The following is a 13,181-nucleotide window of genomic DNA, read 5'->3' as shown; positions in this document are numbered from 1 at the left end:
GATTACGAAGCCTTGCTGCCGTGGAACTGCGAACCTCGACTTCACAGCTAAGCGCTTTACCTATCTTTTGCCAGGTGGGGTTTATGGAGCGCTTACGATATAACACCCGCTGGTTTCCGTCACAAGGTTGCCAACATAGCTCAGGAGCGCGTCATAAACTGACGCCTCGGTCGCCGCCTATGATTTCCCAAAGGCTAAGCTGAGCGCTTTATCGACGTCCGGGCATGCGCGCACTTTGGCTGATACCTCACTAAAATTCCCATCCTGAAGTAATGAAGGAAGAGTTTCATCAGGTTGAATTGTCGGTATCATCTTAAACTTACATTAGATTACTGTGATCAATGTGGCTGTTGAATCTTAGAGCGCGCAATCTTACAGCAAACCGCAGAGAATAGCGTAGCCTATTTAGAAAATCTCTAAGTGCTTACAATCAAGTTTGAAGGTCCGACCACGGTATCAGGGGACTCCGCATGGTTCGCCAATGTGATTAAATCACATCCTAGGGTCTTCCCACGGATACTCTTCAACACCAAATTCGATGCCACCACCCAAGCCCTTTACATGCAAAACAAATTCATCATCAATGAATTCGCCTTCATCGGATTCAAAGGACAAATCTAACTCTATAGAAAATTCTTTTTCCTCTTCCTCTTGCCGGTCAATAGAATCAAACGTGTAGAGGACGCCATCCTCCTTATCATAATGACCATTCGCAGTGTCTGGGCCGCTGACATTTACTAGAAACTTTACAGTTACGTCGAATACGACCTTGCAGCTTTCATCATCCAAATGAACTATTTGAGGTTCAAAATCCTCAATTTCAGCCACTTCGAAAGTATCTACTTCAGCGTCTTCCCACGTAGACGAGTTATAGCTTTCGGAGTCTTCTAGCTGAGACTTTATTTGTCCTATGATTTCTTGTTTCTTGAGGTTCAAAAACTGCTCAACGAACTGAGATCTATCGTCGTTGTGTTTATTATATATGTCTAGCAGCCCACTAAGAGTTTCAATATTTACGAACCTCTCATTAGCCTCGCAAAATGCTTTGTGGTCAGGGTCCGCCGAAACAACGTAGACCTTTTCCTGAACTTCCAGAGCAGAGCGTATAGCAAGGAGAGAGAACGCATCACGAAATTCGTTAGGCTTTTGAGTGCTAAATGGACTGACGTGATTAAAGAACATGTCAATAATCTCATTTCCATCTACGCGGCTCATGTCAACGACAGTAGCATTCGAAGCTTCAATAAAATCATAAAATGCTTTTAGCGCTTTTGCCTCTAGATCGCCTTCATTGATTTCCGTAAAAAGGCTTTTTATACTTTCGTCATCATACTCTTTAAGGACGGCGGCTTTTCGCCGGAAATTCTTAATGCCTTTTAGTGCGTCTTTGATGTGATCAACAATCTTTCGTTGCACCTCATTAACTACGATTGTGGTAGTGATGTGGTTCAGTTGATTATTGCTGCACAATTCTTCAAAGGACTTTATTGTACTAGAGTTGAAATCAAGATTTGCTTTGACAAAGAATTCCGTATCTATAAATACCTTGCGCGTTACTAACGGCATCTTCCTGTACTCCTTCAGGTCCCTTGCGCTACTTTCGCACCGGCACGAAAAAAAGTCGATAGTGACCGCTCGGCTGAGTAGGAGGTTGCTGAGTAGCCTTCACAACAAGTGGCTCACAAAGGGCAGAGCTTCTGCGAGCACACCTGCTCTCTGCTGGCATAATCCACCAATTCTTTAGAAATGGATGACTGCTATTGGCCGAAACCTTTGAAAAACAAAGCATGGGTCCAGCCTTGCTCCCCATAAGCTCCAGATGCCCGGAGCTCATCGCAGCCCAGCATCCGACATCACTTGAAGCCCCACCTCTGGTCGCGCGCAGTTGACCAGCGACAGCTTTAATTCACAAATATCACATTGTATCCCTGTGGATAATTCACTCCACCGTCACTGACTTCGCCAAGTTGCGCGGCTGATCAACGTCCGTGCCTTTGAGCACGGCGACGTAGTAGGACAGCAGCTGCAGTGGGAGCGTGTAGAGAATCGGGGCCAGTGCGTCGATGATGTGAGGCATGGCGATCACGTGGATGCCTTCGCCATTCTTCATGCCAGCCTGTTCGTCGGCGAATACCACCAGCTCACCGCCCCGTGCACGAACTTCCTGCAGGTTGGATTTAAGCTTCTCGAGCAGCTCGTTGTTCGGCGCAACGGTTACTACTGGCATGTCGGCATCGACCAGCGCCAATGGACCGTGCTTGAGTTCCCCCGCCGGGTAGGCTTCGGCGTGGATGTAGGAGATCTCCTTGAGCTTGAGCGCACCTTCCATCGCCACCGGGAATTGCGCGCCACGGCCGAGGAACAGTGTGTGATGCTTCTCGGCAAACAGCTCGGCAACTTTCTCGACCACAGTATCCATGGCCAGTGCTTCGCCCAGGCGGGTCGGCAGGCGGCGCAGCTCCTCAACCAGCGTAGCTTCGACGCCCTCCTCCAGCGAGCCTTTGACCTGGCCCAGCGACAGCGTCAGCAGCAGCAGCGCGACCAGTTGCGTGGTGAACGCTTTGGTCGACGCCACACCGATTTCCGGTCCGGCCTGGGTCAACAGGGTCAGGTCGGACTCGCGTACCAATGAGCTGATACCGACGTTGCAGATAGCCAGGCTGGCGAGAAAGCCCAGTTCCTTGGCGTTGCGCAGCGCGGCCAGGGTGTCTGCAGTTTCGCCGGACTGCGAGATCGAAACGAACAGCGTGTCAGGCTGAACGACCACTTTGCGATAGCGGAACTCGCTGGCGACTTCCACCTGACACGGGATACCCGCCAGACCTTCGAGCCAGTAACGAGCCACCATACCGGCGTGATAACTGGTGCCACACGCCACGATCTGAACGTTGCGCACTTTGGCAAACAGCTCGGCAGCCTGTGGACCGAAAGCGTGAACCAGCACTTGCTGCTGACCCAGACGGCCCTCGAGCGTGCGCTGCACCACCTTGGGCTGTTCGTGAATTTCCTTGAGCATGAAGTGGCGATATTCGCCCTTGTCGGCAGCCTCGGCGCCTTCATGGTATTGCACGACTTCGCGCTCGACCGGCAGACCGTCCACAGACCAGATCTGTACGCTGTCGCGACGGATTTCGGCGATATCGCCTTCTTCAAGGTACATGAAGCGGTCAGTAACCTGACGCAACGCCAACTGGTCAGACGCCAGGAAGTTTTCGCCCAGGCCCATGCCGATGACCAGCGGACTGCCGCTACGGGCCGCCAGCAGACGATCGGGCTGCGCTGCGCTGATCACCGCCAGGCCATATGCACCATGCAGTTCTTTGACGGCAGCTTTCAAGGCGACGGTCAGGTCAGGCGTGCTCTTGAGCTTGTGGTGAAGCAGGTGAACGATGACTTCGGTGTCAGTATCGGAAGCAAACACATAACCCAGAGCTTTAAGCTGCTCGCGCAGCGCTTCGTGGTTTTCGATGATCCCGTTGTGGACAACTGCCAGCTCATTGGCCGAGAAGTGCGGATGTGCGTTGCGCTCGCACGGCGCACCATGCGTGGCCCAGCGAGTGTGAGCGATACCCAGACGACCGATCAGCGGCTCGCCGGCCAGCGCTTGTTCAAGCTCGCTGACCTTACCCGAGCGACGGCGGCGCTCCAGGGTGCCTTCGTTGCTGAAAACAGCTACACCTGCGCTGTCATAGCCGCGGTATTCGAGACGCTTCAGACCTTCCAGCAAGATGGCTGTGATATTACGCTCAGCGACAGCACCGACAATTCCACACATGATTTTCTCCTAGCTGACAGCAGCACAAATCAGATTGATGCCACGGGCTTGTATCTGTTCGCGCGCCTCAAGGGGCAGGCGATCATCAGTAATAAGGGTATGGACGCTGCTCCAGGGCAGTTCCAGATTAGGGATCTTGCGACCGACCTTGTCGGCCTCGACCATGACCACCACTTCCCGCGCAACCTCAGCCATCACACGGCTCAGGCCCAACAGCTCATTGAAGGTCGTGGTACCGCGGGTCAGATCGATCCCGTCGGCGCCGATGAACAATTGATCAAAGTCGTAGGAACGCAGGACCTGCTCGGCCACCTGCCCCTGAAACGACTCGGAATGCGGGTCCCACGTGCCACCTGTCATTAACAGAACCGGCTCGTGTTCCAGATCCGTCAGGGCGCGTGCTACATGCAGCGAATTGGTCATCACCACCAGGCCGGGCTGCGCGCCCAGTTCAGGGATCAACGCCGCTGTGGTACTGCCACTGTCGACGATGATCCGGGCATGTTCACGAATCCTTTGGACAGCGGCCCGGGCAATCGCTTGCTTGTAGCGCGACACCGGCTGGCTGGCTTCAGCGATAAGCTCTTGAGGCAACGGAACCGCACCACCGTAGCGGCGCAGTAACAAGCCGCTGGTTTCGAGCGAGGCGAGGTCCTTTCGAATCGTAACTTCCGACGTTTCGAAACGTCTGGCCAGATCATCAACACTGACCTCGCCCTGCTCATTGAGCAAGGCAAGAATATTGTGTCGGCGTTGGGGCGTATTACGTTTCGACATGGAGGTATTAAGTTTCGATTCGGAAGATAACGAAGGCAATCAAAACTCATGAGAAAGTTTTGGTCAAGCCCTCTTTGTGCCGGGATGGAGAAATGGGCTGTTTTGGGGCTGTGGATAGTTTGGCTGGCGTAGCGTGGAATGGCAGAGACATTTTGATGAACGTGCTGATCCCACAGGGGAGTGCGTTTACCGCACGGGCGCAGTGAGCTTGCTCACCAAGACTTATCAACAGCCCACGCCTTCCGAAGCGGGGGACCAGTCGAGAAGTTACGATAAATAGGCCGGCCTCTTCATCAGCAAGCTGATTCCCACAGGCAGTGCGTTAACCGCACAGTGGGAGTGAGCTTGCTCACGAAAACTTATCAACAGCCCATGCATTCGAAGCGGATGTACTCAATTTCGGCAGCCAAACCAAAACCAGCCTCGTCAAGGGTCGTTGTGGATAACTCAGGTCTTCTTGACCTTGACCGGACGTTTCCAGCCATCGATGTTGCGCTGGCGCGCGCGACCGACAGCAAGCTGTGACTTATCCACATTCTGCGTGATGGTCGACCCGGCAGCGGTGTTCGAACCATCGCCGATTTCCACCGGTGCAATCAACGAATTGTTCGACCCAATGAACACGTCTTCGCCGATCACGGTCTGGTGCTTGTTCGCGCCGTCGTAGTTGACGGTGATGGTGCCGGCACCAATATTGGTACGCGCGCCGATAACCGTGTCACCGAGATAAGTCAGGTGCCCTGCCTTGACGCCCTCACCGAGCCTGGCGTTCTTGAGCTCGACAAAGTTACCCACATGCGCGTTGGCACCCAGGACGCTGCCAGGACGCAACCGTGCGAACGGACCCGCGTCACTGCCCTCACCCATGATCGCGCCTTCAATGTGACTGTTGGCCTTCACGACAACGCCTTTGCGCAGGGTGCTGTCCTTGATGACGCAGTTAGGCCCGATGATTACGTCGTCCTCAATCACGACCTTGCCTTCGAGAATCACGTTGATGTCGATCAGCACGTCTCGTCCGACGATCACTTCACCGCGCACATCGAAGCGTGAAGGGTCGCGCAGTGTCACACCGGCTGCCATCAGCCTGCGCGCTTCGCGCAGCTGATAATGACGCTCCAGATCGGAAAGCTGCTTGCGATCGTTGACGCCCTGCACTTCCATCGCGTCATGAGGTTGCTCGGTCGCAACCACCAGGCCGTCGTCGACCGCCATTGCGATCACATCGGTCAGGTAGTACTCACCCTGAGCGTTGTTGTTGGACAGCCTACCCAGCCAATCGGCGAGACGCTTGCCAGGCACCGCCAGGATTCCGGTGTTGCCCTCGGTGATCGCCTTCTGTGCTTCGTTGGTGTCCTTGTGCTCGACGATTGCGCGCACGCGCTGCTGCTCGTCGCGGACGATACGGCCGTAACCTGTCGGATCATCCAGAGTGACGGTCAACAGACCCAACTGCTCGGATGTCACAAGCTTGAGCAGACGCTGAAGGGTTTCAACCTCGATGAGCGGCACGTCGCCATACAGAATCAGTACGGTATCAGCGGTCAGCTCGGGCAGCGCCTGAGCTACGGCATGACCGGTACCCAACTGCTTTTCCTGCATCACGAAGTTCAGGTCATCGGCGGCAAGACGTTCACGCACGGTATCCGCGCCGTGGCCGATCACCACGTGGATACCCACTGGGGATAACTGGCGGGCGCTGTGGATAACATGGCCGAGCATGGAGTTGCCAGCCACGGGATGGAGAACCTTGGGCAAGGCCGAACGCATCCGGGTTCCTTGGCCAGCCGCGAGAATTACGATATCGAGAGACATGAGAGGACTACCAACTGAGCGGCAACCAGTGCCAGGGGCGGGCTAATTCTGAAAAAAGAAAAAGGGTAGCCGAGGCTACCCTTTTTCTCAATCGCGCAATGAAGCGACGGTGTTAACCGCCAAACTTCTTGCGAATTTGCTGAACGGTGCGCAGCTGAGCTGCAGCCTCGGCCAGACGAGCAGTTGCAGATCCGTAATCGAAATCCGCGCCTTTTTCGTTCAGGGCCTTCTCGGCAGCCTTCACGGCGGCCTGAGCAGAAGCTTCGTCCAGGTCGGCAGCACGTTGCACAGTGTCGGCAAGCACCTTGACCATGTTCGGCTGAACCTCAAGGAAACCACCGGAGATGTAAAACACCTCGGCTTCCCCACCCTGCTTGATCAAGCGGATCGGGCCCGGCTTCAGATCAGTGATCAGCGGCGCGTGGCCTGGAGCGATACCGATATCACCCAGGTTGCCGTGCGCAATCACCATCTCGACCAGACCGGAGAAGATTTCCCCTTCCGCGCTGACGATGTCGCAATGGACTGTCATAGCCATTTGCTTGCCTCAACCTAATTAGCGCCCGTTACCGGGCGCCGGGATTACAGTTTCTTGGCTTTCTCGATCGCTTCTTCGATGCCGCCGACCATGTAGAACGCTTGTTCTGGCAGGTGGTCGTAGTCACCGTTGAGGATGCCTTTGAAGCCAGCAATGGTGTCTTTCAGGGAAACGTATTTACCCGAAGCACCGGTGAAGACTTCAGCCACGAAGAAAGGCTGGGACAGGAAGCGCTGGATCTTACGAGCACGGTTAACCAACTGTTTGTCGGTTTCCGACAGCTCGTCCATACCCAGGATCGCGATGATGTCTTTCAGCTCTTTGTAGCGCTGCAACACGTACTGAACGCCGCGAGCGGTGTCGTAGTGTTCCTGGCCGATAACGTTCGGGTCCAGCTGGCGCGAAGTCGAATCCAGTGGATCTACCGCTGGGTAGATACCCAGGGAAGCGATGTCACGGGACAGAACGACGGTGGCGTCCAAGTGGGCAAACGTGGTCGCTGGCGACGGGTCAGTCAAGTCATCCGCAGGTACGTATACCGCCTGGATGGAAGTGATCGAACCGTTTTTGGTGGAAGTGATGCGCTCTTGCAGAGTGCCCATCTCTTCAGCCAGAGTCGGCTGGTAACCTACTGCAGAAGGCATACGGCCCAGCAGTGCGGATACTTCAGTACCGGCCAGTGTGTAACGGTAGATGTTGTCGACGAACAACAGAACGTCGTTACCTTCGTCACGGAACTTCTCGGCCATGGTCAGGCCGGTCAGTGCTACGCGCAGACGGTTACCCGGCGGCTCGTTCATCTGACCGTAAACCAGTGCCACTTTGTCCAGAACGTTGGAGTCCTTCATCTCGTGGTAGAAGTCGTTACCCTCACGAGTACGCTCACCCACACCTGCGAACACGGAATAACCGCTGTGCTCGATGGCGATGTTACGGATCAGTTCCATCATGTTTACGGTCTTGCCGACACCGGCACCACCGAACAGACCGACTTTACCGCCTTTGGCGAACGGGCAAACCAGGTCGATAACCTTGATGCCGGTTTCCAGCAGGTCGTTGCCGCCAGCTTGCTCAGCGAAGGACGGCGCAGGACGGTGAATGCCCCAGCGTTCTTCGGTGGCAATCGGACCAGCTTCGTCGATCGGGTTGCCCAGCACGTCCATGATCCGGCCCAGAGTCGCTTTACCGACGGGTACGGAAATGGCTGCGCCAGAGTCTGTAACTTCCAGACCACGCTTCAAGCCCTCGGTGGAGCCCATCGCAATGGTACGAACCACGCCGTCGCCCAGCTGCTGCTGAACTTCGAGGGTGGTCGCTGCCGCGCTTTGAACTTCCAGCGCGTTGTAGATACTCGGTACGCTATCGCGTGGGAATTCCACGTCGATCACGGCGCCGATGATTTGAACGATACGTCCGCTACTCATTAGCTGGTTCCTCTAATATTTGAACCGTTAAACCGCGGCAGCGCCGCCGACGATTTCCGAGATCTCTTGGGTGATCGCTGCCTGACGCGCCTTGTTGTAGATCAGCTGCAAATCGCTGATCAAATCACCGGCGTTGTCTGTGGCGTTCTTCATCGCGATCATCCGCGCTGCTTGTTCAGCTGCGTTGTTCTCGACCACCGCCTGGTACACCTGCGATTCCACGTAGCGAACCATCAAGCCGTCCAGCAGCTCTTTGGCGTCGGGTTCGTAGAGATAGTCCCAGTGGTGCTTGAGCCCTTGATCCGGGGTCGCCACCAGCGGAATCAACTGTTCCACTGTTGGCTGCTGAGTCATGGTGTTGATGAACTTGTTGGATACCACGGACAGGCGATCAATACGGCCATCCAGGTAGGCATCCAGCATCACCTTGACGCTGCCGATCAAGTCATTGATCGACGGCTCTTCGCCCAAGTGGCTGATCGCAGCGACGACGTTACCGCCGAAGTTGCGGAAGAATGCCGCACCTTTGCTGCCAACCACGCACAAATCGATCTCTACGCCGTTTTCACGGTTTACCGCCATGTCCTTGACCAGAGCCTTGAACAGGTTGGTGTTCAAGCCACCGCACAAACCACGGTCACTGCTCACCACGACATAACCGACACGCTTTACAGCGCGCTCGATCATGAACGGGTGGCGGTATTCCGGGTTGGCGTTGGCCAGATGACCAATCACCTGGCGGATGCGCTCCGCGTAAGGACGGCTAGCAGCCATGCGCATTTGAGCCTTGCGCATTTTGCTGACCGCCACTTTTTCCATGGCGCTGGTGATCTTTTGCGTGCTTTTGATGCTCGCAATCTTGCTGCGAATCTCTTTTGCGCCTGCCATGTAACACCTATCAGGTTAGCAAGCGGGAGCCTTGCGGCCCCCGCTGCGGCTTACCAGGTTTGGGTGGCCTTGAACTTCTCGATACCGGCTTTCATGCCAGAATCGATTTCGTCATTGAAGTCACCCTTCACGTTGATCTTCGCCATCAAATCGGCGTGATCGCGGTTGAAGTAAGCAATCAGCGCTTGTTCAAAGCTGCCAATCTTGGCGATTTCGATGTCGGTCAGGAACCCACGCTCAGCGGCATACAGCGACAGCGCCATGTCAGCGATCGACATCGGCGCGTATTGCTTCTGCTTCATCAGCTCGGTAACGCGCTGACCATGCTCAAGTTGCTTGCGGGTCGCCTCGTCCAGGTCAGAAGCGAACTGTGCGAATGCAGCCAGTTCACGGTACTGAGCCAGAGCGGTACGGATACCACCGGAAAGCTTCTTGATGATCTTGGTCTGAGCGGCACCACCCACACGGGATACCGAAACACCGGCGTTCACTGCCGGACGGATGCCGGAGTTGAACATGGCCGATTCCAGGAAGATCTGACCGTCGGTGATGGAAATCACGTTGGTCGGAACGAACGCGGAAACGTCGCCAGCCTGGGTTTCGATGATCGGCAGTGCGGTCAGGGAACCGGTTTTGCCGGTCACTGCGCCATTGGTGAACTTCTCTACGTACTCTTCGGAAACACGCGATGCGCGCTCCAGCAGACGGGAGTGGAGATAGAACACGTCACCTGGGTAGGCTTCACGGCCTGGCGGACGACGAAGCAGCAGGGAAATCTGGCGGTAAGCCACTGCTTGCTTGGACAGATCGTCATAAACGATCAGCGCGTCTTCACCGCGGTCGCGGAAGAACTCACCCATGGTGCAACCCGAGTACGGTGCAAGGAACTGCAGCGCAGCGGATTCGGAAGCACTGGCAGCCACGACGATGGTGTTAGCCAACGCGCCGTTTTCTTCAAGTTTGCGAACCACGTTGGCGATGGTCGATTGTTTCTGACCAATTGCCACGTAGACGCAGAAGATGCCGCTGTTTTTCTGGTTGATGATCGCGTCGATGGCCAGAGCGGTTTTACCGATCTGACGGTCACCGATGATCAGCTCACGCTGGCCACGGCCGACAGGAATCATGGCATCGACAGCCTTGTAGCCAGTCTGTACAGGCTGGTCTACCGACTTACGCCAGATCACGCCTGGAGCAACTTTCTCGACCGCATCGGTCTCGGTGTTGTTCAGCGGACCTTTGCCGTCAACTGGATTACCCAGTGCATCGACTACGCGACCCAGCAGTTCCTTACCAACCGGAACTTCGAGGATGCGGCCAGTGCACTTGGCGCTCATGCCTTCAGCCAGAGTCGTGTAAGCGCCCAGTACAACGGCACCCACGGAGTCTTGCTCAAGGTTCAGCGCCATACCGTAGACGCCGCCCGGAAACTCGATCATCTCGCCGTACATTACGTCGGCCAGACCGTGAATCCGCACGATACCGTCAGACACGCTGACGACTGTGCCTTCGTTACGGGCTTGGGAGGTTACATCGAGCTTCTCGATGCGACCCTTGATGATTTCACTTATTTCGGAAGGATTGAGTTGCTGCATTGCTCTGCTGCCCCTTCAAACTCAAGATTTCAATGCTTCGGCTAGTTTCGCGATTTTGCCGCGAACTGAGCCATCGATAACCAGGTCGCCGGCGCGGATTACGACACCACCGATAAGGGTGGCATCCTCCGCAGCATGCAGGCGCACTTCCCGGCCGAGCCGTGCACTGAGAACCTTGGCGAGTTTGTCTTGCTGTTCTTGGTTCAATGCGAAAGCACTGGTGACATCCACATCGACCGATTTTTCCTGCTCGGCCTTGTACAGGTCGAACAGGTCGGCGATCTCCGGCAGAAGCGGGAGACGGTCGTTTTCAGCAACGACGTGAATGAAATTCTGTGCCTTGGCATCGAACTTGTCGCCACACACTTCAATAAAAGTGGTGGCCTTTTGTGCGCTCGTCAGTCGCGGGGCCTTGAGCATGCGCTGCATGGTGTCGTCTTGCGACACCGCAGCAGCCAGGCCGAGCATGGCTGACCAATTGGCCAGTTGCTGGTGGGCCTGCGCGTGCTCGAAGGCCGCCTTAGCGTAAGGTCGGGCCAACGTGGTCAGTTCTGCCATGATCGCCCTCGCTTAAATTTCAGCAGCCAGTTTGTTAACCAGCTCCGCGTGCGCGTTTTGATCGATTGTGGCACCCAGGATCTTCTCAGCACCATTGACTGCCAGGCTACCCAATTGGGCGCGCAGGGCGTCTTTGACACCGTTCAGTTCCTGCTCGATCTCGGCCTGAGCCTGAGCCTTCACACGGTCAGCTTCAACGCGAGCCTGTTCACGGGCTTCGTCGACAATCTGAGTACCGCGTTTCTTGGCTTGCTCAATGATTTCAGCTGCTTGAGCCTTAGCTTCGCGCAGTTGTTGACCCACTTTGTCTTGGGCCAGCTCCAGGTCGCGAGCTGCTCGGGAAGCAGCGTCCAGTCCATCCGCGATCTTCTTCTGACGTTCGTGCAAAGCCGCGATGACCGGAGGCCACACGAACTTCATGCAGAACAGCACAAAAATGAAGAACGCAACGGACTGGCCAATCAGGGTTGCATTAATGTTCACGCCAACACCTCGCTCGTTCGTTGTCCATCACACCAATCAACTCGAAAATTCGAGTGATCAGCCAGCGAGTTGACCAACGAAGGGGTTCGCAAAGGTGAAGAACAGAGCGATACCAACACCGATCATGGTCACGGCGTCGAGCAGGCCCGCAACGATGAACATTTTAACTTGCAGCATTGGAACCATTTCTGGCTGACGCGCTGCGCCTTCCAGGAACTTACCGCCCAACAGGCCGAAACCGATTGCAGTACCCAGTGCGCCCAGGCCGATCAACAGTGCAACAGCGATAGCGGTTAGACCAACTACAGTTTCCATCTTTCCTCCCGACTTTTACGTCGTATTGGTTAGGTTTTATTAATTGAAGCGGTAAAACAAAATCGTTTGTACATCAGCCCTTGCGGGCACCGTCGCACCGTTGGTGCAACGGTCATCAGATACGCCCGAAGGCGGACCTCAATGGTTATCTTCGTGAGCCATCGACAGGTAGACGATGGTCAGCATCATGAAGATGAACGCTTGCAGGGTGATGATCAGGATGTGGAACACAGCCCACGCCCATTGAAGAACCACACCCAGCCCGCTCAGCCAGAGCAGACCGCTGCCGAACATGACGGCAATCAGGATGAAGACCAGCTCGCCAGCATACATGTTGCCGAACAGACGCAGTGCCAGAGAAATCGGCTTGGCGATCAGTGTCACGAACTCAAGCAGGAAGTTGACCGGGATCAACAGCGCCTGAACAAACAGGTTCTTGCTGCCGAACGGGTGCAGGGTCAGTTCGCCGATGAAGCCGCCGATGCCCTTGACCTTGATGCTGTAGAAAATGATCAGCGCGAATACGGAGAGCGCCATGCCCAGCGTTGCGTTTGGATCAGTGGTCGGAACGGCACGGAACGGAATGTGCTCGTCGCCCGAGATCATCATCGCCAGCTGAGGAATCCAGTCGACCGGTACCAGGTCGACCGCGTTCATCAGGAATACCCAGACGAAAATGGTCAGGGCCAGCGGCGCGATAACCGCGCTGCGGCCGTGGAAACTGTCTTTCACGCTGCCGTCGACGAACTCGACCAGAACTTCAACGAAGTTCTGCAGGGCGCCTGGCTGACCGGAAGTTGCCTTCTTCGCCGCCATGCGGAAAATCAGAACGAAAATCAGACCCAACGCAACCGACCAGCCGAGGGTATCGACGTGGAAAGCCCAGAAGCCCATTTCCTTGGCCTCTGCTGCGGTGTGGGCAAAGCCCCATTCGCCATTGGGCAGGTGCCCGAATGTCAGGTTCTGCAAGTGGTGCTGGATATAGCCCGAAGCTGTTTGCTCTGCCATGGTTG

General features: G+C 55.5%; 12 protein-coding genes. All 12 read right to left on the bottom strand.

All coding sequences use genetic code 11. The features are described 5' to 3' along the window. Positions 1-492: 492 nt before the first annotated feature. Positions 493-1,566: a PIN domain-containing protein gene (locus tag KDX37_RS26045; protein WP_231656054.1), complete on the bottom strand. Its 1,074-nt coding sequence runs from the start codon at positions 1,564-1,566 to the stop codon at positions 493-495. 373 nt (positions 1,567-1,939) lie between these two features. Next, positions 1,940-3,775, bottom strand: coding sequence for a glutamine--fructose-6-phosphate transaminase (isomerizing) (gene glmS / locus KDX37_RS26040; protein WP_231656052.1), 1,836 nt, complete (start codon positions 3,773-3,775; stop codon positions 1,940-1,942). Between the two features lie 9 nt (positions 3,776-3,784). Continuing rightward, complete coding sequence (locus tag KDX37_RS26035; protein ID WP_231656050.1) at positions 3,785-4,552, bottom strand: DeoR/GlpR family DNA-binding transcription regulator; 768 nt, start codon at positions 4,550-4,552, stop codon at positions 3,785-3,787. A gap of 447 nt (positions 4,553-4,999) precedes the next feature. Further along, positions 5,000-6,367, bottom strand: a complete 1,368-nt coding sequence (gene glmU / locus KDX37_RS26030) for a bifunctional UDP-N-acetylglucosamine diphosphorylase/glucosamine-1-phosphate N-acetyltransferase GlmU (protein WP_231656048.1) — start codon at positions 6,365-6,367, stop codon at positions 5,000-5,002. Positions 6,368-6,479: 112 nt separating this feature from the next. After that, on the bottom strand, positions 6,480-6,905 hold the full coding sequence (locus KDX37_RS26025) for a F0F1 ATP synthase subunit epsilon (RefSeq protein WP_004882435.1): 426 nt from the start codon (positions 6,903-6,905) through the stop codon (positions 6,480-6,482). Between the two features lie 44 nt (positions 6,906-6,949). After that, on the bottom strand, positions 6,950-8,329 hold the full coding sequence (gene atpD, locus KDX37_RS26020; protein ID WP_231656046.1) for a F0F1 ATP synthase subunit beta: 1,380 nt from the start codon (positions 8,327-8,329) through the stop codon (positions 6,950-6,952). A gap of 27 nt (positions 8,330-8,356) precedes the next feature. After that, entirely contained in the window at positions 8,357-9,217 is an 861-nt protein-coding gene (gene atpG, locus KDX37_RS26015; RefSeq protein WP_231656044.1) for a F0F1 ATP synthase subunit gamma, read from the bottom strand. 50 nt (positions 9,218-9,267) lie between these two features. Then, positions 9,268-10,812, bottom strand: a complete 1,545-nt coding sequence (atpA, locus tag KDX37_RS26010; RefSeq protein WP_231656042.1) for a F0F1 ATP synthase subunit alpha — start codon at positions 10,810-10,812, stop codon at positions 9,268-9,270. A 21-nt stretch (positions 10,813-10,833) separates the two neighbouring features. Beyond that, the gene (locus KDX37_RS26005) at positions 10,834-11,370 is read right to left on the bottom strand and encodes a F0F1 ATP synthase subunit delta (RefSeq protein ID WP_231656040.1); all 537 of its coding nucleotides are present in this window, start codon (positions 11,368-11,370) and stop codon (positions 10,834-10,836) included. Between the two features lie 12 nt (positions 11,371-11,382). Next, positions 11,383-11,853, bottom strand: a complete 471-nt coding sequence (locus KDX37_RS26000; protein WP_004882440.1) for a F0F1 ATP synthase subunit B — start codon at positions 11,851-11,853, stop codon at positions 11,383-11,385. A 57-nt stretch (positions 11,854-11,910) separates the two neighbouring features. After that, positions 11,911-12,168, bottom strand: a complete 258-nt coding sequence (gene atpE, locus KDX37_RS25995; RefSeq protein ID WP_002555987.1) for a F0F1 ATP synthase subunit C — start codon at positions 12,166-12,168, stop codon at positions 11,911-11,913. 138 nt (positions 12,169-12,306) lie between these two features. Continuing rightward, positions 12,307-13,176 carry a F0F1 ATP synthase subunit A gene (gene atpB, locus KDX37_RS25990; protein ID WP_231656038.1) on the bottom strand — a complete coding sequence of 290 codons (870 nt, stop codon included), beginning with the start codon at positions 13,174-13,176 and terminating at the stop codon, positions 12,307-12,309. Between the last annotated feature and the right edge of the window lie 5 nt (positions 13,177-13,181).

The sequence above is a fragment of the Pseudomonas californiensis genome, assembly GCF_021147775.1.
GTDB classification, from domain to species: Bacteria; Pseudomonadota; Gammaproteobacteria; order Pseudomonadales; family Pseudomonadaceae; genus Aquipseudomonas; species Aquipseudomonas californiensis.
This window is presented reverse-complemented; position numbering and strand designations above follow the sequence as displayed.